This is a genomic window from Paenibacillus spiritus (assembly GCF_008710135.1).
GTDB classification, from domain to species: Bacteria; Bacillota; Bacilli; order Paenibacillales; family Paenibacillaceae; genus Paenibacillus_AQ; species Paenibacillus_AQ glufosinatiresistens.
In genome coordinates, this window is the sequence record NZ_VYKK01000004.1 from 479,253 (window position 1) to 504,754 (window position 25,502).

General features: G+C 62.3%; 15 protein-coding genes. 2 read left to right on the forward strand and 13 right to left on the reverse strand.

The genetic code is table 11. The features are described 5' to 3' along the window. Positions 1–37: 37 nt before the first annotated feature. The 3 genes from addA to F4V43_RS04030 form a co-directional block, all read right to left on the reverse strand. The gene (addA, locus tag F4V43_RS04020) at positions 38–4,192 is read right to left on the reverse strand and encodes a helicase-exonuclease AddAB subunit AddA (RefSeq protein ID WP_150456947.1); all 4,155 of its coding nucleotides are present in this window, start codon (positions 4,190–4,192) and stop codon (positions 38–40) included. Then, positions 4,189–7,671, reverse strand: coding sequence for a helicase-exonuclease AddAB subunit AddB (gene addB, locus F4V43_RS04025; protein ID WP_150456948.1), 3,483 nt, complete (start codon positions 7,669–7,671; stop codon positions 4,189–4,191). Before addB ends, addA begins: the two co-directional genes overlap by 4 nt. Before the next feature lie 201 nt (positions 7,672–7,872). Further along, positions 7,873–9,243 carry a class I SAM-dependent rRNA methyltransferase gene (locus tag F4V43_RS04030; RefSeq protein ID WP_150456949.1) on the reverse strand — a complete coding sequence of 457 codons (1,371 nt, stop codon included), beginning with the start codon at positions 9,241–9,243 and terminating at the stop codon, positions 7,873–7,875. Between the two features lie 120 nt (positions 9,244–9,363). On the opposite strand from F4V43_RS04030, the gene F4V43_RS04035 reads away from it, so the two are divergent. Continuing rightward, on the forward strand, positions 9,364–10,368 hold the full coding sequence (locus F4V43_RS04035; protein ID WP_150456950.1) for a Na/Pi cotransporter family protein: 1,005 nt from the start codon (positions 9,364–9,366) through the stop codon (positions 10,366–10,368). Positions 10,369–10,495: 127 nt separating this feature from the next. Here the strand turns inward: F4V43_RS04035 and F4V43_RS04040 are convergent, their stop codons facing one another. The 8 genes from F4V43_RS04040 to F4V43_RS04075 all read right to left on the reverse strand — a co-directional run bounded on the left by F4V43_RS04040 (position 10,496) and on the right by F4V43_RS04075 (position 23,611). Beyond that, complete coding sequence (locus F4V43_RS04040) at positions 10,496–12,700, reverse strand: Ig domain-containing protein (RefSeq protein ID WP_150456951.1); 2,205 nt, start codon at positions 12,698–12,700, stop codon at positions 10,496–10,498. Positions 12,701–12,972: 272 nt separating this feature from the next. Continuing rightward, positions 12,973–14,328, reverse strand: coding sequence for a tRNA (N(6)-L-threonylcarbamoyladenosine(37)-C(2))-methylthiotransferase MtaB (gene mtaB / locus F4V43_RS04045; protein ID WP_150456952.1), 1,356 nt, complete (start codon positions 14,326–14,328; stop codon positions 12,973–12,975). A gap of 2 nt (positions 14,329–14,330) precedes the next feature. Then, positions 14,331–15,095, reverse strand: a complete 765-nt coding sequence (locus tag F4V43_RS04050) for a 16S rRNA (uracil(1498)-N(3))-methyltransferase (RefSeq protein ID WP_150456953.1) — start codon at positions 15,093–15,095, stop codon at positions 14,331–14,333. 66 nt (positions 15,096–15,161) lie between these two features. Next, positions 15,162–15,845: a site-2 protease family protein gene (locus F4V43_RS04055; protein ID WP_150456954.1), complete on the reverse strand. Its 684-nt coding sequence runs from the start codon at positions 15,843–15,845 to the stop codon at positions 15,162–15,164. Between the two features lie 2 nt (positions 15,846–15,847). Beyond that, positions 15,848–16,894, reverse strand: a complete 1,047-nt coding sequence (gene prmA, locus F4V43_RS04060) for a 50S ribosomal protein L11 methyltransferase (RefSeq protein WP_150456955.1) — start codon at positions 16,892–16,894, stop codon at positions 15,848–15,850. A gap of 83 nt (positions 16,895–16,977) precedes the next feature. Next, positions 16,978–17,562, reverse strand: coding sequence for a DNA-3-methyladenine glycosylase I (locus tag F4V43_RS04065; RefSeq protein WP_191089467.1), 585 nt, complete (start codon positions 17,560–17,562; stop codon positions 16,978–16,980). A 161-nt stretch (positions 17,563–17,723) separates the two neighbouring features. Continuing rightward, positions 17,724–21,632, reverse strand: coding sequence for an S-layer homology domain-containing protein (locus tag F4V43_RS04070; RefSeq protein WP_150456956.1), 3,909 nt, complete (start codon positions 21,630–21,632; stop codon positions 17,724–17,726). A gap of 194 nt (positions 21,633–21,826) precedes the next feature. Beyond that, a complete protein-coding gene (locus F4V43_RS04075; protein WP_150456957.1) occupies positions 21,827–23,611 on the reverse strand; it encodes an ABC transporter ATP-binding protein in 1,785 nt (594 codons plus the stop codon). Between the two features lie 198 nt (positions 23,612–23,809). Between F4V43_RS04075 and F4V43_RS04080 the strand changes: the two genes are divergently transcribed. Then, positions 23,810–24,775 (forward strand): helix-turn-helix transcriptional regulator, encoded by a 966-nt coding sequence (locus F4V43_RS04080; RefSeq protein WP_150456958.1) that lies wholly within the window; start codon positions 23,810–23,812, stop codon positions 24,773–24,775. Here F4V43_RS04080 and F4V43_RS04085 read toward each other — a convergent pair. Both F4V43_RS04085 and F4V43_RS04090 read right to left on the reverse strand, forming a co-directional pair. Further along, positions 24,750–25,118, reverse strand: a complete 369-nt coding sequence (locus F4V43_RS04085; RefSeq protein WP_150456959.1) for a hypothetical protein — start codon at positions 25,116–25,118, stop codon at positions 24,750–24,752. The two genes, F4V43_RS04080 and F4V43_RS04085, sit on opposite strands and share 26 nt — an antisense overlap. Before the next feature lie 169 nt (positions 25,119–25,287). Then, a complete protein-coding gene (locus F4V43_RS04090; RefSeq protein ID WP_150456960.1) occupies positions 25,288–25,476 on the reverse strand; it encodes a YfhD family protein in 189 nt (62 codons plus the stop codon). Positions 25,477–25,502 lie beyond the last annotated feature (26 nt).

Sequence of the window (25,502 nt, forward strand, 5' to 3'; positions counted from 1 at the left end):
CCGCCCGGGCGTATAGTAAGCGGCGCAAGGCCCGGCTCTAGAGCCGGACCGCCTCGCCGTTGTCAAAGAAATAGAGCCAGGATTCGGCGATCTCCTCTCCGAGAATATCGCCCAGCGCCTTCGCGTACAGGGTTAGCTGGACCCGGTATTTCTCCCGCAGGGCGTCGATTCCACCCTTGTGCGGCAGTACGGCGTCCGTCTTGTAGTCCAGCAGAATCAGCCGGCCGTTCTCCCGGAAGAGACAGTCGATGACCCCCTGGATCAGCACACGGCCTCGGACCTTCGCGCCGGAGCGTTCCAGCTCTTCGGCAGCCCGGCCGAGCGCCCCTGCGTTCCGGTACGCCTCGGAAGCCGGAACCGTGTAGCTGAACGGCAGCTCCCGCCGCTTCCACTCGGCAGCCCGCAGCCGCTCCCCGATCGGAGAGCCGCAGAACCCGGCGATATCGCCGGGTTCTACCGACGACCGCTGCTCTTTGGTCAGAATCCCGCTCTCCTGCAGATACTCCAGCACCGCCTCGACGGCTGCGCTGTCGGCCGGTCCGTCCAGCGGCATATGCTGCATGACCGTATGGTACGCCGTACCCCGCTCTGCCGGTGATATTCCGCGCGCTTCCATGAACTTCGGCCGCCGGAGATGCAGCTGATCGGGCGTAGAGGTTCCTGCGCGCGCCGGTTCCTCCGCGCCCGCACCTGCGCCGGGCGGCGTGAATCCGCTGCCGTCGCCCTCTGTGACGCCGTCTTCCCCGAGCAGGTCGTAAGAAGGTTCGTTCTGGAGCGTCAGGAGCGATTTCAGCTCTGTCACGGACGTCTTCGCCGGAAGAGCGGATGCTTCCTTGTACGGATATACCCAGCCCAGCCGCGAGGCTGCTTCTGCGCTTCCGCTTCTGCTGCCGTAGGCCGGAATCGGCCGGCCCTGGCTCAGCGCTTCCAGAACGGCCTCCCGCTCGGCGGCGTCCTCGCCGCGGGCGGGCGGCGCAAAGCCGGCCGCAAGTTCCGCGGCGGGCAGAATGCCGACGCTCCAGCCGGCGCCGTCGTCCGTCAGGGCGACGGCTTCGCCTCCGGCGATTTTGCGAAGAATCGCTGCGCCCGGATGGGTAATGAGTGCCGGTCCGAGCCAGTCCATGTAGCTGCGCGCCCGGGCCAGCACATGATCGGCGACGGACCCGCCTCCGGCGGCCGCCAGCCAGCTCCCCGCCGAAGAGGCGAGATCGCGGAGCGTGCCGACCAGAATCATTTTGTCGCGGGGACGCGTCAGGCCGACGTACAGCACCCGCATCTCTTCCGCCAGCAGTTCCATTCTGGAACGGCGGGAGATTGCCAGGTAAGGCAGCGTCGGATAGGCGACGCGGGTCTCCCGCTCCATGAATCTCGGACCGAAGCCGAGCTCTTTGTGCATGAGGAAGGAGGCGTGGAGGTCCTGACGGTTGAACATTTTGGACATGCCGGCCAGAAAAACAACGGGAAACTCCAGCCCCTTGCTCTTGTGGATGGTCATAATGCGCACGCCTTCGCCTTCCTCCGCGCTGCCGCCCGCAGCGCCCAGGTCGCGGCCGTTGTCACGCAGGCGCTCGATGAACACGAGGAACCGGAACAGTCCGCGCGAAGCCGTGTCCCGCTCGAACTGCACCGCCCGGTCATACAGCGTCTTGAGGTTGCTCTGGCGCTGGACGCCGCCGGGCAGTCCGCCGACCCATTCCAGATAACCGCTCTCGCCGTAGATCCGAAAGATCAGCCCGCTCAGCGAGCCCTGGCGCGCCTCGTCCCTCCAGGAAGCGAGCCGGTTCAGGAACCACAGGAGCTTGCGCCGCAGTTCGTCCGGCACCGGAGCCGGCGGCTCCTCCTCTGCCGGGGAGGAGAACGCCGGGTTCTCCTCTTGGAGAGACGGCTTACCGGCCGTCCCGCTTCCCGCTTCGCTGCTTGCGGCGGTCTCTGCCGCGCTCTCGGACAGCGGAGCCGCATAAGGACCGGAGACACGCTGCGCATCGCCGGCCGGCACCGCGGCCAGACCCGCCCCCGGACTCCATGCGCCGTCAGTCCCGGCCGCGGCCAGCATCGCTTCGTAGAAGCTGCCTCTGGCCTGAAGCCGGACCAGCGCCAGCTCTTCCTCGGTCAAGCCCACGATCGGCGAGCGCAGCGTACCGGCCAGCGGAATATCCTGCTGCGGATTGTCGATCGTCTTGAGCAACGAGAGCATCACTTCGACCTCAGTCGCCTGAAAATACCCGGCGCTGCTGTCTCCGTAGGCCGGTATGCCGGCCTGCCGCAGCTCTTCCATCATCAGCGGCGCCCAGACGCTTGCCGAGCGCAGCAGAATAACGATGTCTCCGTAGACGGCCGGGCGCATTCCCTTCATCGCCTTGTCGTAAATCTGCATCGGAGCGGCGCCCGAAGCGCCGACGATTCCGGCAATCCGGCGGGCGATGGCGCGCGCTTCCAGCTGCGCCGTCTCGCTCTCGGCCAGTTCGCTCTCGGCGTTCTCCGCTCCTTCTTCCTCGGCGGCGGGGACGCTTCGCGCGGATGAGCCGCGGTCGATCAGCAGCAGCTCCGGCGCGAACGCCGTCTCCGCCGTGCGCGCATCCGCTCCCGGGAAGCTTGCGCCGTACACGAGCTCGGCCCGATCGTCGTAATCAATCTCGGCCACTTTCTCGCGCATGATCCGCCGGAAGATGCCGTTGGCCGCGTTCACGACCTCCGGCCGGCTGCGGAAGTTGCGGGACAGGTCAATGACGATTCCGCCCGCGCCGCCTTCCGCATCCGCTTCTGTACGAACTCCGCTGGAGTAGCTCCGGTATTTATCGAGGAACAGGCCCGGCTCCGCCAGCCGGAACCGGTAGATGCTCTGCTTCATGTCTCCGACCATGAACCGGTTGCCCGGCGTCTCGCGGGCAATCAGCCGCACAATCTCCTCCTGGACGCTGTTCGTATCCTGATACTCGTCCAGCAGCACTTCATCGAACCGTTGCCGGTATTCCAGCGCTGCATCCGAAGGCTGCGGGTCTCCGGGGCGGGAATCGGGGTGGCGCAGTATCTTCAGGCAGTAATGCTCCAGATCGCTGAAGTCGACCAATCCGCGCGCAGCCTTGGCCGCCCGGAAGCGGGATTCGAATTCGATGACCGTCTCGGCCAGCTCCCGCATGATCGGAGCCGCTTCGCGCATTTCCCGCAGGAAATCGCCCGGCGGACGGCCGAACAGCGATCCCTGAAGATCGGCCAGCGCCTTCTTGGCTTCATCGCGGAGCGTCTTGACCTTCTCCTGCAATCCGGGATCGGCCGCATCCTTCCGGCACGGCTTCAGCTTCCCGAACGCCGCCGACCGGAAGCGGCCGTGCAGCTCTTCCCAGCGGCCGGAGCGCACGGCATCCAGCAGGCCGCAGACAATGTCCAGGTCAGCCTCCAGATTCTCGGCATAGGGAGCGGGGCCCTCGGGCTCGCGGCAGAGTTCAAGGCCGCGGCGGAGCCTGCTCTCGGCGCCTTCAAGTGTCAGCGCCGCTTCATCCAGCAGGCTGCGCACCCAGAGCGTCTCGCCCAGCTGCTCTTCGCTCTCCGCCTCGAAGGCGGCGGCGGTCTCGCGCAGCCATTCGTCCGGCCACGGGTGGCTGCGGGCGAAATCGCGCAGACGCTGGACCAGCGCCAGCACGGCGTCGTCGCTGCGCTCTCCGCTGAACCAGTCCGCCATGCGCACGAAGAGTCCGTCTTCGCCGCTCTCGCCGTATTTGTCCTCGAACAGCTCCTCCAGCAGCTCCTGGCGCATCAGCTCGGCTTCGTGCTCGCTGAGAATCCGGAAGCCGGGGTCGAGGGGGATCATCTGATAATACCGGCGGATGACCTCAAGGCAGAAAGAATGGAGCGTCGTAATCGACGCTCTTCCCAGCAGCGCCAGCTGCCGCCGCAGATGCTCGTTCTCCGGCGCTGCATCCAGCTCGCGCTCCAGCGCTTCGCGGATGCGCTGGCGCATCTCCGAGGCGGCTGCCTTGGTGAAGGTGGCGACGAGCAGCCGATCGACGCTGAAGCCGGCCTCGGGATCGCTGATTCTGCGGATAATCCGCTCAACCAGCACCGCCGTCTTGCCGGACCCGGCCGCGGCTGCGACCAGAATATCGTCTCCGCTCTCACTGATGGCGCGCCACTGGTCGTCGCTCCAGTAGCTGCCCTCCGGCTTGGGCGGAAGTCCTGTCCGTTCTTCTCCGGTCACTTGTCGTCCTCTCCTCTCAGCATCTCCCACATTTCGGTCTTGTCCGGCTTGCCCAGCCGGTTGTATCCGTTGCCTTCCACCGCTTCGTCGAACTGGCAGACCGGACGGTAGGCGCAGAACGTGCAGGCGGTCTCCTGCCCGATCTTGTACGGAGTGATGGCTACATCGCCGTCCGTAATGCGTGTGCCGATCTCGGTCATCGTACCCCGGACCTTCTTCAGCAGCCGGTCCCACTGATCGGGGGAAGCGACCGACGAGCTGCTGTAGAAGGTGCCGTCGCTCTTGACGGCGGCCGGAATGACGCTGGAGTGGCCCTTGTCGAAGCTGCTGTCCATCAGCGAGACGATCTCGCGGTCGGCCACCAGCAGGCCCTTCATCTTGAAGCGCTTCAGCAGCTCGCGCCCCGCTTCCTCCCGGCTCATGCCGTTCGCCGACGTCAGCAGCGGATCATGGACATGAAAGTACAGTGTTCCCGCCGGATAAGCCGGTTCTCCCAGCCATTCCTCGGCATGGGTCAGGAGCACGTCCAGATAGGTCAGCATCTGCAGGGCCAGCCCGTAGTACACTTCATGCAGCCTGAGGTCTTTCTGGCTGGACTTGTAATCAATGACCCGCAGCAGAATTCCCTGCTCCCCTTCGGCGGTATCGACGCGGTCGATCCGGCCCGCCACCTCCAGCACACAGCCGTTCGGCAGCGGAACGCGCAGCGGCGGCAGCGGCTTGCCCGGGCCGAAATCCAGCTCCAGAAAAGCCGGCTCAAAGCTGCCCCGGCGGGCGTGTTCGCCGAGAATGACCGAAGCCCGGCCGACGATCGACTTCAGCTTCCGCGTAATGTAGCCGTAGCGTTTGGTGCTGAGCAGGATTTGGCCCTGCAGCATCGGAGAGAGCCGGTCTACGGTGTCTCCCGCCCTGCGCAGGCACTCATCCGGCGACAGGCTGGCCCATCCCAGACCCCGGTCGCGCAGCTCTTTCGCCATTTCGCTCAGCGCCGCATGGAACAGCTGTCCGATGTCCGGCGCCTTCAGCTTGTACATCTGCCGTTCTTTCAGCCTCAGGCCGTGGGAGGCAAAATGCGAGAACGGGCAGGCGGCGAACTGCTCCATCCGCGACACGCTGCCCCGCAGGGTGCGCCCGCCGTACAGGCGCAGGCTGGTGCCGCTCCGCAGCCGCACACCGCGGTTGCGGTAGAAGAGCGATCCCGCCAGCACCTGCAGGCGGGGCTGCCACGCTTCCTCCGCCGCGAACCAGTTGTAGGCGTCCCACCAGACTTCCGGCAGTTCTCTTCCCTGCTTCCATTCCCGAAGCTGAAGAATCAGCATCCGAAGCGTCTGGCCCGGCTCGGCGATGAATCCGGCCTGCTCCTCCGGCGGCGCAGAAGACGGCACGCCGGGCAGAAGATGCTCTCCGAGTTCCGGATACATCCGCCGAAGATGGCGGATGATCTCCGACGGCAGCATGGTCTTGCCTTCGTTGTCGAGGGTGGTATAGCTGATCCACAGCCGCTCGGAAGCAACCGTCAGAGCGCTGTAGACCAGGAAGCGCTCGTCCAGAACTTGGCGCGAAGTGACCGGCCCCAGCTCCACGCCGGTCCCTTCCAGAAGATTCCGTTCGTTGTCCGACAGCAGTCCGTCTTCCTCGAACAGCGCGGGTACCACGCCCTCATTGAAGCCGAGCAGAAAGGCGTATTTGATCCCTTCCAGCCGCGTCCGGTCCATGGAACCGACCAGCACCTGGTCGAGGGAAGGCGGCACCAGCCCCATGCGAAGCTCGGCCAAGCCGGTCTCCAGAATGCCGGCGAACAGTTCAACATCCATCTTCTCCGGGCCCATCATCTCGTCGATCTGATCCAGCAGGTCCATGACCGCTCCCCAGATCTGCCGGTGCTCGCGTGCCGCCTCCGGCTGTCCGAGCTCCAGCGCGCGGGCGCTCATCGCATCCAGCTTGCGCGCTACTTCGGCATCTTCGAGAAGCTGGTAGACGGCCCGGCACAGGTCCGAAGCCGTCGTCTTCCGGGAGACGGCTCTGTCCAACGGCTCCAGCGGTCCCGTCACAGCGCTCCGGCAGCGCTCCATCAGGTCTCCGAGGGCGACGTCCCTCACCGGAGCGCTCTCCAGCGACAGGCTCGGAAGCTCCCGCCATTCCTTCTTGTCCGTCCAGCGGTAGCCGTGGATGCCGCAGGCGAGCACATAGTTCTCCAGCGCGTCCATATCGGCGCGGCCCAGGCTTCCGTCCGGCGGCAGCAGCAGATCGGTCTTGATGCAGCGGAACACATCCTCGTACTTCCAGTTCCGGCGGACGACATCCATCGCGCCCCGGATGAATTCCACCAGCGGATGGTGCAGCTCGCTCTCCTTGCGGTCCATGAAGAACGGGACGCCGTAATCCCGGAACAGGGCGGGAGCCAGATCGCCGTAATCTTCGAGATTGCGGACAAGCACGGCCATCTCGGAGAAGGCGGCGCCTTCCTCCCTCGCCAGCCGGATCATCTCGCGCAGCGCGCCTTCCAGCTCGGCCCGCCGTCCGGCCGCAGCATGAATCGTCAGCGATTCGCCGGCGGGCTGTTCCCCCCGGTACACCCGGCGGCGGTCGAAGCCCCGCTCCAGGTGCAGGAGCACCGGCGAAGCGGCGAACCGGGGAGCCTCATCCAGAAGACGGTCCCGGATGTCGGCCCCAAGCTCCTCGGCCATTCCCCGGAGCTTGACGTAGGCGGCGGCGGTGGGGTGAAACAGATCCAGCTCATGCGGCTTGGCTCCGCCGCGGTACGGCTGATCCAGCGTGAGGGCCACCGTAACATTCCGGGCATGCCGCATCAGCTGGCGGATCACCGTATACTCCATAACCGTGAAGCCGCGGAAGCTGTCCAGATAAATATCCGCTCCGCGAATCAGCCCCGAAGCGGGAATCTGGGCGGCCAGCTCTTCCAGCCGGTCCTCGTCGTCGGTATACAGATTCTCCATTTCCTTCTCCAGATCGGCGAGCACGATGCCGAGATCGGCCAGCTTGCCGGCCAGTATCGGACTGTCTCCGGCGCTCTCCAGCAGGCGGGGCAGCAGCTCGTCCAGATCGGCCGACCGGAGGCAGCACTGCTTCAGCTCGGCATGCAGCGCGCTCAGCCGCTCGACGAAGCCCGGCCGGTCCGCCGACGCCCCGAACAGCTTCAGCTCATTCTTGCGGCGGCCGAGGATTTTGTAGATCAGCATCTTCTTCCCTTCGGAAGTAATCGGCACCGCTCCGCTGCCTCCCAGCTCCTGCTTGACCCGGTAGGCCAGTCTCGGGAAGCTCAGCGTATGCGCGCGCAGACTTCCCCCCGCTCCGCAGGCCGCAAGGAGGCCCTGCTCCGCACCGAACGAGGCCTGCTCGGGCACGAGCTGGAGGATCGGCGCGCCCAGCGGGTCCTCCTTCAGCGCCGCGCAGATGGCCTCCCGTATCGCCGTCGTCTTGCCGCTCCCGGCCCGTCCGACAAGAAATGTAACCGCCATATTCTCCGGCTCCTTCCGCTCTCTCGCATTCTATGAAATCGTCCCTGTATTATACCATATGGCCGTTAACCGGAACAAACGTTTGCGGGTTCCTATAAATAGAAAATCTTCTCGGGCCTCCGCGCAAAAAAAAGCCCCGGCCAGAGCCGGGGCTGAGATACTGCCGGTCGCAACTCATCCGGCCGGGTTCGGCCCGGTCCGTCAATGCTGCGTCTTGCTGGTAACTTCAAAGATGGCGAACTTCAGGTAGTGTCCTTCGTCCACACCGAGAATCTGCGGATGATCCTTGCCTGCGGCCCGCCATTCAATCAGGCGGAGCGTCTTGCCCGCATCCTCGGCCGCTTCGGCGATGGTCGCAAGGAACAGCTCCGGGCGCATATGGTACGAGCAGCTCGCCGTCACCAGGTAGCCGCCTTCGTTGACCAGCTTCATGCCGTGCAGGTTGATGTCTTTGTAGCCGCGGCAGGCGCCCTTGACCGCGCTCTTCGTCTTGGCAAAGGCCGGCGGGTCAAGAATGACCACGTCCCAGGTCCGTCCGCCTCCGGCCGTCATCGGCTTGGAGGTATCGACTGTGGAAGAAGCGCGCTCGGCGCGTTCTTCGAGCCCTTTTACCTGATTGCGCAGGTACTGGAAGGCATCGTCCACCACAAACTCCACGCGGTCCGAGAATCCGTTCAGCTCCACGTTGACCTTGGCGCTCTCGATGGCATGGGCGGATACGTCCAGGCAGGTCACCTTCTTCGCGCCGTGCTTGCAGGCGTTCAGCGTGAAGCTGCCGGTATGGCTGAAGCATTCCAGCACCGTCGCTCCGTCCCAGTACGGGAACGTGACTTCCTTGCCGCTCTTGTTGACGGGAACGCGCCGGGCCTCGCCGTCTTCGCCTTCCACTTCCGCCAGCTCGATTCCGCTCCGGGCTCCCCAGCCCTTCATCAGCGGCGCAATCGCCGAGCGGTTCTCGCGCTGGTCGAAGAAGTAGCCGGTCTTCTGGCCCTCCACGATGTCGATTATGAGCTTGAGCCCGTTCTCGGTTACGGTCACATGGCGCGGACACTCGCCGTACAGCAGGCCGGTCTTCTGTTCCAGCCCTTCCAGCTCCCGCACGGAAACGTCGCTGCGCTCATAGATGCCCTGCGGCCCGACCGTCCGAACCAGCGCCTCCACAATCTCTCCCCGCACCTTGTCCATGCCGAGCGTCAGGATCTGAACGACAAGAACGCTTCCGAAGCGGTCTACAATCAATCCCGGCAAAAAGTCGGCTTCGCCGTACACGAGCCGGTACGCGTCCTCTCCCGGCAGAAACCGCTCCCGGTGCGCCAGCGCCCGGCGGAACCGGCTCTCGAAGAACGCGGTGTCCATGGCCTCAAGCGGCGTATGGGATACGATCCGCACCCGGATCTGGGAAGCGGGGTTGTAATAGCCGGTCGCCAGATAGCGTCCCTGATGGTTGCGGACCTCGACCAGACTGCCGGCCTCCGCCTCTCCTTCCAGGGAAGCGACCTCGCTCGCATAGACCCACGGATGCCCCTCTTCGAGCCGTTTCTTCCGGCTGCGCTGCAATAGAATGGATGCCAATCCTGCCAACTCCTCTTCTCGTCATGCCTTATCGGCTGTCTTCATATATTGGTACAACCCCGCAGGCCTGTCAAGCGGGACCCCTTCCCCTATTATGTCTGCAAAGGAGTCTGGCCTTCCATGCTATCCGCTCTGCTCTTTCCGGTGCTGTACGGGCTTGTCATCTTTCTGGCCGGCATGAAGCTGATGGAGACGGCGCTCTCCCGGCTGAGCGGCCCGCTGCTTGAAGCCGCGCTGCGCCGCGCCACGGCCACGCCGCTGACCGGCATGGCCGTCAGCGCCCTGCTGACGGCGCTGCTCCAGAGCAGCACGGCCGTCACGGTGCTGGCAATCGGCATGGTCAATGCCGGGCTGCTGACCTACGGCCGGACGCTCGGCATCGTGCTGGGGAGCAACATCGGCACCTGCCTCACGACGGAGCTGATCGGCCTGCAGATCAGCCGGTACGCCGGACCGCTGCTCGCCTGCTCGGCCGCGCTGTGGGCCGCCGGGGTGACGGCTGCGGAGATCTCGCCGTTCCGTCCGGGCCGGGCGGCGGCGATGGCCCGGCGGAGCGGCGAGCCGCTGCAGTTCATCGCCCTGGCGGCGGGCGGGTTCGCGCTCGTGGTGTGGGGAATCGCCGTGATGCAGTCCATCGCCCCCGAACTGAAGTCCAGCGGTCTGCTGGACCTGCTGCTGGAGAGAGCGGCGGGCGGCGTGCTCTGGGGCTTCGCCGCCGGAGCCTGCCTGACGGCGCTCCTGCACAGCAGCGCGGCCGTCATCGGCATGGCGATGGGCGTCGCCGCTGGCGGAGGCCTGCCGCCCGCGCTCGGGATCGCGCTTGTGCTCGGCGCCAACGTCGGCACCTGCCTGACGGCGGTGATCGCCGCCATCGGCGGCACCCGCTCGGGCGCGTTCGTCGCCTGGGCGCATGTGGCGCTGAACGCCGGCGGGGCGCTGCTCTTTCTGCCGCTGACCGGCGCCCTCGAGCGGGCGTCCGCCCTCTTGGGCGGGGGCCCCGCCGCCCAGCTCGCCCACGCCCAGACGATCTTCAACGTCGCCTGCTCGCTGCTGGCGCTGCCGCTGTGTTACCTGCCGGTCTGGTCGCGCGGAGAGCGGAATCCCGACGGGCCGCTGCCGCATTGAGCTTAAGCTTTCGGAAGCTGTGCGGCTTCCGGGAGTGGCTTCCGGGGACGCCCCCAACACCAATACGGGCAGCGGCGATTACTCGCCGCTGCCCGCGCCTGCAAGCCTCTCCCTGCTCCGGCCTGATCTACTTAACCGTAACGCTGACCGTCACCGTCTTGCCGCCGAATTTGCCCTTCAGAACGGCGGTGCCCTTCGATACCGCCGTTACGACGCCTTTGTCCGATACCGCCGCCACAGACGGCTTCGAGCTGCTCCAGCCCGTCAGCGGGGCAACCGAAACGGTCTTGCCCGTATCGTATTCGGCCGTCACCTCCAGTGAATACGAGGCCCCGACCGGAAGCTTCAGCTTCGTGTCGCTTGCGGACAGCTTCTTGAGCTTCGGCACGACCGAGATCTTGACGGTGGCCGGAAGCCCCTGATAGGAGCCGGTGAGCGTCGCGGAGCCTTCCGCTGCCGCCTTGACGCTCATTCCCTTGACCGTCGCCACAGAGGTATTGGAAGAGGTCCAGTTCATGCCCGAGGACAGGTTGACCGTCTTGCCGTTCGTATAGTAGCCGGTTACTTTAAGAGTCTTCGATGTTTTGAGATTCAGTTCGAGACTGCCGGATTCCAGTTCCAGCTTGACGATCTTCGGTTCGGCTGTCACCGGAATGCTGATCGTCTTGTCCCCGTACACGCCTTTGAGCACGGCATTGCCTTTCGTCAGCCCTTTGATGACCTTGCCGGTGTCCACGGTCTTGATGACGGCGCTGACGCCGTTCAGACTCCAGACGATCTCGTCTGTAACATCCCGTTCATTCCCGTCGTCCAGTACGGCCGTTATGCCGGGAAGCGGAACCGTCTCGCCGATGACGACGCTGATCGGACTGTCCGGTCCGATCAGTACCAGCGTCTTGTTCTTGACGGTCACGGTCAGCTCCAGCGCCTTGGAACGCACCGGAGAAGCCGAGGAACCGAATCGTTCGCTCTCCAGCCGCCCGGTCAGAACGGTCTTGCCGGGTTCGCCCGCCACGATCTTGCCGCCTGCAATCTCCGCTACGTCCTCATCTGCGGACGTCCAGACCATCTCGCCGCTCATGTCGATTTTGTCGCCGTCCAGCTTGATGCCGGATATCTTCGGCAGCGCAGCTGAGCCTGACGTATAGAGCGCCAGTTCGTTCTTCTCCGCTTCCAGTCCGCTCAGCGTCGGATAGACCGTCACCCGGAAAGTCCGGGTCAGTCCCTTGTACTCGGCCTTAATGTTCGATACGCCGGCGGCTCTGGCCGTCAGCTTCACTCCGTCGCTGTCTTTGGCGAGCGTGACGGCGAGCTGATTGTCGGAGGTCCAGACCGCGTCGCCCGATACGTTCAGCGTCGAGTTGGCCGAGTCCCGGACTTCGCTCTTGATCTTCATCGACTCTCCGATGAACAGGGAGGAGTTGCCCGCAGGCTTCAGCAGCAGCGCCTCGTAAGGAGCGCGCACATAGATGTCCACGGAACCGGCCACGCCCAGATACCGGGCGGTTACCGTCGCCTTGCCCGGAGCAACGGCGGTGATCAAGCCCTTCTCTACGGTGACGACGGCAGCGTTGGAGCTTGACCAGACCGGCTCGATTTCTTCGCCTGAGCTGCCTGCCTCGGCTTCAAGCTGAACCGGGTCGTCGCCGACCAGCAGCTCCAGCTCTTCGGTCGGTTCGCCATCCCGGACCAAGGCAAGCGAGGCATACGGCAGCTTGACCGTTGCTTTGAAAGTAGCGGACAGCCCCTTGTATTTGGCCGTTACCGTTGCCGTTCCTTCGCCGGCCAGCGTCAGCTGCCCGTCCGCAACCGCCAGGACCGAGGAATTGGAACTGCTCCAATCGGCATCCTTCGTTACATCGACGGTCCCATTCTCCGTAGCGCCGCCTGCTGCCGTGGCCTGAAGCTTCAGAGATTCCGCGCTGTCGCCGAGCTTGTAGGCGGCCGCTCCGTTCTCGATCTTCAAGTTCTTGTACGGATAGGAGGCAGAGACTTCAACCGTAGCTACCGAACTGCCGTAGGTCGCTTTGACCAAAGCGCTGCCTGCTCCGACTGCCGTGACCACGCCGCCCGATACTGCAACCGCGGCGGAATTGGAAGAGGTCCAGACCGCCCCTGCGGTCACGTCCTTCTTGACTGTGCTTCCTTCCACGGCTGCCAGCACTTTCAGCTGCTTCGGCGACTGTCCGACCGTCAAATCCAGCTTGGCGCCGCTGTCCAGTTCAATCGAGGTTACATCCCCCGCTGCCGCATAAGCCCCCGCCGGGAATGCCGCAGCGGCGAACAGTACAAGTACCAGAAGCCATAAATTCCATCTTCGATTCACTCTCATTGTTCTCTCCTTCAAGGTTTGAATGGGCACACTCCGCAATCTGTCTCTATTCCCTTATCGGCAGCATGGCCGGAAGTCTTTAACCCGGCGCGTCCGAGCCGAGGCGGCGGCTCCTTCTTCCATCAGACGAAGGTCCTGTACGGGCCATGCAAAAAGACGGTTCTCCTTCATGGAAGAACCGTCTTGCAAGCTTGGTATTCGAATCGCGTTCTATACGCGTTCTATCCATAGCGAAAGATACGACGGGGTCTCGTTCGTCCGTTCCGGCAAGTCTAGCGCACCAGCTCCGCTGCCGCTTTCGCAGCCTCCGGCGCAGAGGATTCAACGAGTTCGCCGCGGCACTCGTTCACCCCGGCTTCGGTAATCCGCACCTGGCACATCCGTCCCTGCAGCTCGTCGCCTCCTTCAAAGAACACTTGAAGGTAATTGTCCGAGAAGCCGTGCTGCACGGACCGCGCAGGCGCATCCTTGGCGGAGCGCTCGGGAATGACATCGAGCGTCCGGCCGACAAAGCGCCGGGCATACGCCAGCTGCATCTCTTCGGACAGGTCGATCAGCTGCTGAACGCGGGCATTCTTGATCTCTTCATCGACCTGGTCTTCCATCCGCGCCGCCGGTGTGCCCGTCCGTTTGGAATACGGGAACACGTGCATTTCGGAATAGTTCACGGCCTTCATGAAGTCATAACCGGCCCGGAACATCTCGTCGGTCTCCCCCGGGAAGCCGACAATGACGTCGGTGGTGATGCCGACATCCGGCATCGCCTGGCGAATCCGTTCCATTTTGCCGAAGTATTCCTCGGTGGTATACTTGCGGCGCATCCGCTTCAGCACTTCGTTGTGTCCGGCCTGAAGCGGGATATGCAGATGGCGGCACATCTTGGACGAGCGGTTCAGCACATCGAGCAGCTTGTCGTCAATCTGGCTTGCTTCAATCGAGCTAATGCGAACGCGCTCCAGTCCGTCTACCTTATCCAGCTCCCACAGCAGGTCCGCCAGCCGGTAGTTGTCGAGATCGTCGCCGTAGCCTCCCGTATGGATACCGGTCAGAACGAATTCCTTGTACCCGGCTTCCACCAGCTTGTGCGCCTGCGCCACAATCGATTTCGGGTCCCGGCTGCGCGACAGCCCGCGCGACCACGGAATGATGCAGAAGGTGCAGAAGTTGTTGCAGCCGTCCTGAATCTTCAGGAAGGCTCGGGTCCGGTCGGCAAAGCCCGGCACATCCATCTCCTCGAACTCCCGCGTCTTCATGATGTTGCGGACGGCGTTCACCGGCTCGCGGGAGCGGCGGATGGCGTCGATATGCGTCAGAATCTGCGCGCGGTCCTGGTTGCCGATAACCAGATCGACCCCCGGAATGTCCAGAATCTCTCCCGGGGAAGTCTGGGCGTAGCAGCCCGTTACCGCGACGATAGCGTCCGGATTGCGGCGCACGGCCCGGCGGATCATCTGCCGGCTCTTCTTGTCGCCGGTGTTGGTCACCGTACAGGTATTGATCAGATACACATCGGCTGTCCCTTCAAAGTCGACCTGTTCGTATCCGGCATTGCTGAACAACTGCCAAATGGCCTCCGTATCGTAGAAGTTCACCTTGCAGCCTAATGTGTAAAACGCGACGGATGGCATTCTCAAGCTTCCCCCATTTCTCCGGATTCATATAACATACAGGCGGCGGCGACCATGCCCGCCGTCTCGCAGCGCAGAATGCGCCGGCCCAGGCCGACGCAGACGGCTCCCGCCGCTTCGGCCTCCCGGCATTCTTCTTCGCTAAAGCCGCCCTCCGGCCCGACAATCAGCAGCGCCGAAGCTTCGGCGGAAGGCTCAAGGCCCCGCAGCCAGGGAGCCACAGCCGAACGAAGCTGGTGTCCCTGTTCTTTCTCATAGCACAGGTAGACGGCGCCGTAACGGTCAAACGTCCGAAGCAGCTCCTTCCAGCTTAAGGGAGCATTCACTTCCGGAACGCGGTTCCGGTGCGCCTGCTCGGCAGCTTCCTTGGCAATTTTGCGCCAGCGGTCCAGCCGTTTGCCCTCCTTGCGCTCATCGTACTGCACAATGGTTCTCTCCGACAGAAACGGCACGAACGCGGCGGCGCCGATCTCGGTGCCCTTCTGGATGACGGTCTCCATCTTGTCGCCTTTCGGCAGACTCTGGGCCACCGTAATCCGCAGCCTCGCCTCCTGCGTCTGCGGGAGTTCTTCCAGCAGAGTTACGCGGACAAAGTCCGGGCCGATCTCCTCAACGGCAGCCAGCGCCTCCCGGGACCGGCCGTCGCTGACAATGAGCTTGTCGCCCGCCTTGCCGCGCATGACTCTGGCGATATGCCGGGCATCGTCGCCCGTCAGGGTGGCCTCCGTCTCTCCGAATTGTCCGGGGGATACAAAATATCGCTGCATGTCTATCAACATCCTGTTCCTGCATGAATTTGACGCCCTGATTGTGGAATCAGGGACAAGATTAAGCTATAGGCCGAACAGTCGGCCAAAGAAGGTGAACAGCTCTTCCCGGATATCGAACGCCCAGATCTGAAGCGGCAGAATGACCGCTCGGGAGAGCGCCGGAATGAATACAATCAGCAGAAAAATGAAAATCGACCACTGCTCGAACTGCTGCAGCTTGCCTCGAACCTGCCCGGTCGCCAGATCCTCAACGACCCGGTAGCCGTCCAGCGGCGGCAGCGGAATCAGGTTGAAGAAGAACAGGAACAGATTCATATAGACGAAAATGGAGAAGAACGTATCGAACGCCCGCAGCAGCTGCACATTGGAATTGGCGTCCACTACACCCGCTGCAATCAGCGCCATATAGACGGCAGCTCCCACAATCGCGAGCAACAGATTGCTTACCGGACCGGCTACCGATACGATGATGCCCATCAGCCGGGGACGGTCGAAGTTGGCCCGGTTGACCGGGATCGGCCGGGCCCAGCCGAATCCCGCGATGACAATCAGGAGTACGCCGAAGAAATCAATGTGCGATGCCGGATTCAGCGTCAGCCGGCCGAGCAGCCGGGCCGTCGGATCGCCGAATTTATTGGCGAAGTACGCATGCGCGAACTCATGCACCGTGAACGCAATCATAATGGTAACCAGAAAAAACGGAAGCTGTTCCAGCGGCATTGCTATAATTCGTTGCAGAAAATCCATATTTACCTCTTTCCGGCCGTAATCGCCACCCAGTCTTCTTCCTTCGCGACTTCCAGAATGTCGAAGCCCGACTTCTCCAGGGCATCCGCCACCAGACGCTCTTTGTCTTTATAGATGCCCGAAGTAATGTAGATGCCGCCCGGCTGAAGGGCGCGGTAGACATCGTCCGTGAAGAGCACGAGAATCTCAGCCAGAATATTCGCAACCACAATATTCACGGGCAGGGTTACGCCAAGGTCTTCCGCCCCTCCGGCGGGCTCCGCTTCATCCGAAGCCGAGCCTCTGGCCGTTGGCCACATGGCCCCGGCGGCCGTGTCCGAAGCGCCTTCGCCGCCGAGCAGCGACAGCAGATCGCTCTCTTTGACGGTGATACCGGATTCCAAGCCGTTCAGCCGGACATTGTCGGCTGCGCTCAACACAGCGACCGGGTCCAGGTCCAGCGCCAGCACCGAACGGGCGCCGAGCAGCTTCGCGCCGACGGCCAGAATGCCGGAGCCGGTGCCGACGTCGATGACTTCTTCGCCGCCGGCGATCACCTTCTCCAGCGCGCGCAGACAGAGCGCGGTCGTCGGATGGGTTCCGGTTCCGAAGGCCATGCCGGGGTCGATGCGGATGATTTTCTCGTCTGGGCTTAGAGGCTCGTACTCTTCCCACACCGGCTGAATCGTCAGCGTCTCGCTCACCCGCAGCGGCTTGAAGTACGCCTTCCAGGCATGGCTCCACTCCTCTTCGTCCACGGTCTTCCAGGAGAGCTCCGCTCTGCCCGGCTCTATGCCGTAGTCCCGCAGTTCCAGAATGCGCGGGCCGATCTCGGCCACAGCCGCATTCATATCCGCTTCCAGGGCAAAGTAGCCCTTGATGACGGCCTCGCCTTCGGGAATGTCGTTCAGCGGCTCATCGTACAGCTCGCCGTACCGCGTGTCGCGGACCTTGGAGAGCGTTCCCGACTCCTCGATCGATACCCCTCCCGCTCCGGCTTCCACGAGAAAGTTGGAGATCATCTCCTGCGCTTCTTCGGTTGTATGTATGGTCAATTCCTGCCACAGCATGATTCGTTAGCCTCCCAAATGATAATGCCTGTTAAATTTGTGCAAAAGCCAGTCCCATTTCCGGCTGCAAGCGGCCTCCGTCATTATACCATCGTTTGCCCGTCCGGCGCCAAACCGCTGAACGCACAGTCCCTCGTATGATCGTTCACCATCCCGGACGCCTGCATGAACGCATAACAGATCGTGGAACCGACGAATTTCATGCCCAGCTTCTTGAGCGCCTTGCTCATGGTATCGGATTCCGGCGTGCTTGCCGGCACATCGGCGGCCGACTTCGGAAGATTCACTCTCGGCTCTCCGCCCGCGAAGCTCCAGAGATACTCCGAGAACGAAATGCCCCGCTTCTTCAGTTCCAGATAGACCCCGGCGTTGGCGATAACCGCGGCGATCTTGAGCCGGTTGCGGACGATGCCGGGATTATTCATCAGCTCCAGGAATTTGGCGTCGTCGTAGAGGACGATCTTCTCCGGATCGAAGCCGTCGAATGCCTCGCGGTAGTTCTCCCGCTTCTTCAGGATGGTGTACCAGCTCAGCCCCGCCTGCATGCCTTCCAGCATCAGCAGCTCGAACAGCTCCCGGTCGCCTCTGACCGGCCGCCCCCACTCCTCGTCATGGTAGGCCCGGTACAGCGGATCGGCGTTGACCCAGGCGCAGCGTGCAATCTCCATTCTTCCTCCGACTCCTCTCCGGCCGTTCCGGTTGGGACTTGCCCGTCCCGTGAATCTTAACACTACTGAAAGCCGGGGGTTATTGTCAATGGCGGCGCGGCGAAGGAGAATCTCTCCCCTGCCCAAAGAAAAAGGAGACCCGCCGCGGGTCTCCTTCTCTACTATCTGTTCGTCCACTCTTCCGTTCCGGTCGCATACGCGTTGTATCCGTGGCCGACGGAAGCTTCCATAATATCGGTGTACGCTCCGTGCGATTCCTTCACATCGGACCAGACCGGCGTTACGCCGACCTTGTCGCCTGTGCTGCGCTTGAGCAGCCGGTTGAAGATCTTCACCGCTTCGGTCCGCGTTACGGCTTGGTCCGGGCGGAAGGTTCCGTCACCGTAGCCGTTGATCAGACCCTGCTCGGCGAGCGCTGCAATCGCCTTCCCGGCCCAATGGCCCTGCGCATCCGCAAAGGAAGCGGAGCCCGCCGCCTTCCAGCCGTAAATGTTCGCCAGCGTCTGCGCCAGTTCGGCCCGGGTTACTTTGCCTTCCGGCTTGAACGCGCCGCCGGCATAGCCGGTCATCCAGCCCTGTGCGCGGGCAGCGGCGATGTCCTTGGCCGCCCAGTGTTTGGCGGCGACGTCCTTGAAGGAAGCTGCGGCTTTGACCGGTGCGTTCTTCGTCATCGTCCGGCCCAGAATAGCGGCCAGCTCGGCGCGGCTGATGCCGTTCTCCGGCTTGAAGCTGCCGTCCGGATACCCCTTGATGTAGGCGGTATGCGTACCGCTGCCGGTCTTGGCCGGATTGATTTTAAAACTGTGCTCGACGATCGACTGGCCGACATGAATAATGCCGTCCTTGATGTAGCTGTCTTCGCCCTGTTGTTCGCTGCGCGTATCCTTGCGGCTGTCGTATACTTCGTAGCCGTCCTTCTCGGCGAGAATGTAGTAATCGCCTTCCGGATAGACCATCCAGCCGTACTGTCCGCCCTTCACGCTTGTCTGCGGGTCCAGATTGCGGTTCGGCGCAAAATCCGGCAGTTCCGGCAGTTCGACAAGCGCGTCGACAGTCCGGCCCTTGGCCCGGTTCAGCGCGGTATCGCTCCAGTGGAGCGTGACCTTGACGCCATCGACCGGCTTGCCGGTAACGGAGTCGGTAATGATGCCGTACGGGTCGATCAGCTCGGCGCTGATGCTGACGTTGCCGGCTGCGTCAACGGTCACCTTGGCGACGGTTCCCGCCAGCTTCTGTCCGTTCGGGGCCACCACTTGAAGCGGCAGCTTGTAGGTTCCGGCCGGCACGTTCGGCATGGATACCTGTCCGCCCGGCTTGATGGTAACACTTCCGAGGCTCTGGCCGCCGGCATTCAGCAGCTGTCCGGTCAGCGGCAGAGAGGAGCCGATCGTCTGCGTCAGCGGCGTCTGCAGGGCTTGGCCGGACCCATCGACTACCTTCAGGGTAATCTGGCTGTTCGGTACCGTGGCAGCGGCCGTAGCTACAGGCGTTGAGACCGGAGACGAAGCTTCGACGGTGTAGGTCCATTCCTTGACTTCGCTTGCAATCATGCCGTCTTTCACGGCGTATGCCTTGATCGTTACATTCTCACTTACAGTAATCGGTCCGGTGTACGCCGGGCTGCTTGTCGTAGGCACGCTGCCGTCCAGCGTGTAATAAATGGTCGCGCCTTCGGTCGCTGTGCTCAGGGCAACCGTCGTTCCGGCCGTGACCTGGCCGGAACCCGGCAGGGCGGAGACCGGCTGAACGGTCTGAATCAGACGGGTCTCGGCTGTATTGGAGAGCCCTTCTTTTGCGCCTCCCCATACAGCAAGGCGGAACTGGTAAGCGGTGCCGGCAGGCAGCCCGGTGACGACAGCCGAGACAGACGCGGCGTCCACCGGCAGCGCCAGCGTTGCGGTCTGCCAGTTCACTCCGTCGGCCGAGTATTCCACGGCGACGGAAGTCGCTCCCGTTGCAGGGCTGAATGTCAGCTTATACCCCTCCGCGGTCTCCGCAGCCTTCAGATCGGAGATCGGTTTCGGGAAGACCTTGACGGTAATGCTGTCGGAATTGCCGCGGTCGATATAGGCGGCATAAGGACGGCCTTCCGGATCGAAGGCGAGTCCGGGCAGATAAATTCGTCCGGCCGAGAAGTTCTCAGCTCCGACCTGTTCCCAGACTGTGCCTGTCCATTTGCGGACGTTAAGCGGCGCTGCCCCTTCCTGCATCTCGGTATACGCCAGGTAAGGCGTTCCCGCAGGATCGAAGCCAAGCGTCAGCTCATTTGCCTCCCACGGAGTCGCGGTTCCGGCGCCTACCGGATTCCACGCGCCGTCTTTCCATTCTTTCACGACGATGGCCGAGCCGCTGGCCTGATCCTTAAAGGCGATGAACGGAGTGCCGCTCACCGGATTGACGGCGAGAGCAACCTTGCTCTCATAGCCTACGCCGGTCGCATCCGCCGGAGCGCCGCCTATCGTTTCCCAGCGGTTGTCTTTGTAGACGGCCAGGTACGGCAAGTATTTGTTGTCGGTTTCACTGGTGTACGCCGCGTAAGGCGTTCCGTCCGGAGCCAGATCAAACGCCAGCGATTCGACGGTACTGCCGCCTTCGCTGAATTGCGGATCGCCGGTTACGGTCCAGCTTCCGTCTGCGAACGTCATGACAGTCACGGCGCCGCTGCGTGCGCCGGCGCGGCTGTAATCATAATCCTGATAAGCGAGGTAAGGCCGGTCGCTGCGGTCTAGCTTCAGAGTAATCTGATTGGCCTGACCGGAGGTGAATCCCGGATTTCCCACAAGGACCCACTGACCGTTCTCCCATTTCTTCACCGTCGCCCGGCTGTCGTTGTCGTTGTCCCGGTAAGCGACATAAGGCGTCCCTGTGCTGTCCAGCGCCAGGGATACATAGGCGTTGCCAAGGTTATCGGCAACCGGGTCCCCGACTTCTTCCCAGGCCGTACCGTTGAACTTCATCACGGTGACTTTGCCGGTCATGGCCGAATTGACAAAGGCAATATAGGGTGTGCCCTGTTTGTCTACCGCAATCGAAGGACTTTTAATCTGGTAATCGGTAATGCCTTCTTTGCCGACGATGCGCCAGCCGAAGTCGGGCATCGTGGCTTCCGCTACATTGGACAGGCCGCCGCTGCGTCCGTCTTTGATGTTAAGGCGGAAGTAGTAATGCTTCCCGGGAACGAGTCCCGTCACTGTCGCATAGCTGGAATATTGATGAAGAGGGATGTCCATATTCAAGCGGGACCGGGTCCAGTTGATATTGTCCTGCGACTGCTCGACCCATAGCTCCGTAGCGCCCGGTTTCTGCGTAAAGCTCAGGTCGGCCTTGCTCTCGGTGGTATCGGACACCGACAGGTCGGTAACCGGCTTCGATTCCCAACCGACCATCATGACCGGGACGATCTGGTCCTGGATTTCGGCCGCCCCCGAGAAATTCAGCGCGCCGATCTGCGTGCCGGCACCGCTTACCGTCAGGGTCGTCAGCGTGTCTTCTTTGATTCCTGCACTGCTCCCGTATTGATGGGGAGCGGTCTGGCCGGCATTGCGTTCAACCACCAGTCTGGACAGGTTGTCCGCATTATCGTCGGAGTTCCCGTACACAATCCAGTATTTATGGTTCGGGTACAGCTTGGCCCCGGGCTGCGGGAAGCCGAAGAACTCATTGCGGTACGAGGTTTCATACGGGCTGACATTCTTGTTGTCCGCCAGTGTGGAAGTGCCCTCCGCGTTCATCAGAACCGTACCGGGACGCCCGTTGTCGTCGCTGTAGATGGCAACCGAGCTCTCGGCGGAAGTATAGCTGCCCTGCTCTTCGTAACGGAGTTTCAGGTAGACGTTGGAGATTTCCGCATAAGCGTTGCCGACCTGGAACGGCGTTGCGTAATACGTGCCCGGAGCAAGTTCGTCGTACGTAGCCGACGTGACCGTGCTGTGATCGCCCATCGTGTCATAGAGCGGCAGCGCCCCCGCCGATGCGCTGGACCCTTGGTAGAAAGGGACGACCAGTGAAATAACCGTAAGAACGGTCAAAGCTCGCTTCAGAACTTGCCTGAAGCCCTTGGGTATAATCATTCAGTCAACCTCCAATGGATGTAATGTACCTGTTATATCGACCGCCGCCACGAATTACTGAATATTAAAATAAAGAAATTTCAGATATGAAAATTATTCCTTTTTCAGAAAGGAAAAGGGACGCCGCGCGTACAAAAAAAGCCCGGCGCCTGTTGCGCCGAACTTAAGGTTTGTAATCCGCTTGCCAGTCTGTATTACCGGTTCTTCAGCTTGTAAAATTCACCCTGCCGGGCCAGCAGCTCGTCGTAGGCGCCGACCTCCGCGATCCGGCCCTTCTTCATGACGACAATCCGGTCGGCTCCCCGGATCGTGGACAGCCGGTGGGCGACGATGAATGTTGTCCGCTTGTGCATCAGGCGCTCGATCGCGTCCTGGACATGACGCTCGGATACATTGTCCAGCGCGGAGGTCGCTTCGTCCAGGATAATGATCCGCGGATCGCGGACCAGAGCCCGGGCAATGGCGATCCGCTGCCGCTGGCCGCCGGAGAGCTTGCCGCCGTGCTCGCCGACGGAGGTGTCCAATCCGTTCGGAAGGCTGTCGATCACGTCCTGCAAATTGGCCATATAGACGGCCTCCTGCACCTTCTCCTCGCTGATGTGGGGCAGACCGTACGTAATATTCTCCCGGATTGTTCCCGAGAACAGAAGATTATTCTGAAGCACGATGGCCAGCGACTGGCGATAGCGCTTCATGCTAAGCTCCGTCATCGGAATGCCGTCCACCTTGATGATTCCGCTCTGCGGCTTGTAGAACCCGATAATCAGATTCAGGATCGTCGATTTGCCCGAACCGGATTCGCCGACAAAAGCAATGGTCTCCCCTGCCCTGACTTCCAGCGAGAAATCCTCCAGCACATGGCGCTCCGATTCGGAGTAGCGGAAGCCCACGCCGCTGAATGAGTAGGCCCCCCGGATCGCATCGGGCTTGGTGCGTCCCCGGTACTCCTCCGTCTCGTTGGACATGAGCACCTCAGAGACGGAATGCAGCGATTCCAGACCCTTCACCAGGTTCGGATAGACATTGAGGATGGAGGTGACCGAGCCGATGATCATATTGAAGAATCCCTGATACATCACGATATCGCCGATTTCCATCATCCCCTTGTGGGCGAGGAAAGCCGTGAAGAACAGGCAGCCGGCCTGGAACAGCTGGAACACCACCCAGCTCGAAGAGCCGAAGTAGGCCTCCAGCACATCAAGCATATGTCCCCGCTGGCGGATGTTCTCCAGCGCGCTGTCCACTTTGCGGATCTCGACCTCTTCCAGCCCGTGCGCCCGGGTAACCGGAATCATCTCCACCGTCTCCGAGACCTTGCCGGACATTTCTTCGATATTGCGCCGCACTTCGTGATTGCGCTGCGACATCCGGCCCCGGAAGACCCGGACGAGATAGATGGATACGGGCGCCATGAGAATGAAGAACAAAGCCACAATCCGGCTGTGATACAGGGTCAGGCCGGTCACCACCGCCAGGTTGATTCCGGCCGGAATGACGGTCATCAGCATCTGGCGGGACAGGAAGTCGATCGCTTCGACGTCCCGCAGCACCTTGGACTGCATCTTTCCGGCGTTCATGTCGCCGTGATAGCCGAGCGAGAGCTGCTGGAGCTTGCGGACAAGCGAGCTGCGAAGCCCGGCTTCCACATGCCGCACCGCCTGGCTGATATACTTGATGTGCATCGTATGGGTAGGAATATTCTGAGCGATAACGATGAGAATAACCACCAGATTGATCCAGAATTCCCGCATGCCGTGTTCGTTCGGATAGCCGACGATATTAATGATGTTCGCCGTCACGACCGGCAGCACCCAGACAGGCGAAGTTTTGAGAATGTAGTACAGGGCGGACAGCGCTAGCTTGCGCGTATGCTCCCGGTAGAGGCGCCACAGAAGAGAGAACGGCTTCGGAGCGCTCTGTCCGGTCTGATCGGCCGCAAACCACTCGGTGTAGTCCAGGGTCGATTCGGTTTTTGCCATAGGATTCACTGCCTTCTTGTCTTATAATAGACTTCATGCCTTGGGCCCGGCCGGCCCGGCGGCATAAGGTAAAGACAGTATAGCCCTCCTCTGCGCAACCGGCCATCACATCATCGGTCCTGTTTGGAGAGGCGGGTTCACATAATCGGACACCTCCGCCGAGGGAGGAGCCGTCCAAGAAGAAGGAGGCTTGCGAATATGGAACCGGCAACCCGGGAGGAACAATTCTTTCCGCATGTCCGTTCGGACATCTGCCTGTACGCGCCCCACCGGCGCACGGTATGTGGAGGCTGGACCTGCGGCCTGCATGTACACCATATGATGTTTGAGTTTATTCTCGTGACCCGGGGAACGCTCAGCGCCTTTGCCGGGCATACGGCGCATACGCTGACAGCGGGCGATCTCTTTCTGGTGTCTCCAATGCAGCTCCACGGCTACCGTGCTCCGCTGGAGGAGGGCTGCTCCTTCGTCGCCGGGCATATCGGCGCCGAAGACGAAGAGCTGCTGGAACTGTTCGAGAGCGAGAACGCCTGCGCTTATCCAGCGGGTCATCCGCTGACCGAAGCGCTCTCTCCTTCCATTCTCGGGCTGTTCAACAAGCTCGAAGGACCGCGTCCGCCCCGCGTCTCTGCGGTCATGCTCGGGGTGCTGGAGATTATCGAGCGCATTCATGCCGGCTTCGCGGCCGAGGCCGCGCGCAAAAAGCCGGCTGCGCGCAGAGAGCCGGCCTATCTGATTGCCCGCGAGATCGAGCGGCTGCTGCGCCGCCCGCAGATGGACGGCGAGCCGTCTCCCGCTGTCGGCCCCGATGAGGCGGCGGGAGACTGGCTGGAAGACATCGCCCGGCGGCTCAACATCAGCCGCCGCCACTGCCACCGGCTGTTCCGCCAGGCCTATGGCATGTCCCCGAGACAGTATCTGATGATCCTCAAGCAGCAGGAAGCGATGCAGATGCTGGACAGCAGCACAGATACGGTGGAGCAGATCGCCTACCGGCTCGGCTATGTCAATGTCCAGAGCTTCATCCGCCAGTTCACGACCTGGGTCGGCTGCACGCCGGGCGCCTTCCGGCGCAACCGGCCGGATTCGGCGGAGTACTTTCCTCCGAGCCTGTCCGCTTCGCTGCCGGCAGTCCCGTCTACCGGTCGCGATCCGTCAGCTTGATCCCCCATACGGAATCCTTCCGGTTGGAAGCGACGAGCCGCAGTTCGGGCAGCCGGGGATCGCCCGGCGCATGCTTCTCGAGAAAAGCGCAGAAATGCGATCTCAGCCCGATCTCCAGGTCCAGCTTGTTGTATTCGTTCGGATGGCGCTCCATCTCAGCCAGAGCCGCCTCCCAGCGGCTCAGATCGCCGGGCTCCGATGTTCCCCGCTCCGTCCGGTCGGCCAGGGTCTTCAGTTCCGCATAGGCGCGCTTGACGCCGGGCGCGTACAGACGCTTCTGATTCAGCAGTGTGAGCAGCGCAACTACCAGCGCCAGGCCGCCCCACATGATCCATTTGTCCATTGATCGGCACTCCTTCCGTACCCGGTTACACGGGTATTCCCTCTCTATTATACCTAAGCGGAGAATGCCAAACAGCCCGGTTCTGCGCGAGCAGCCGGGCGGTTCAGGTTCAGAGGGGTTCAAGCGAACCCGGATCTTCGGGACTTCCCGGATTCCTGCCGCGCCTCGCTTAAGATTCCTGCTCCTCCCGGAGCATTTCCCGAAGCTGGCGTCTGTCGGCTTCCGCGGAGCGGTCCATCGCTTCAACGTCGTCGCGGTCCGCCTCGGCGGCGGAGAACTCGACATCTTCATTCCGGGCGGATGCCAGAAGCTTCATCTTCTCCGTACCGGTCTTCACTTTATCGTAGCGTTTAACCATTGCCCATTCCTCCGATTCCCGGCGCT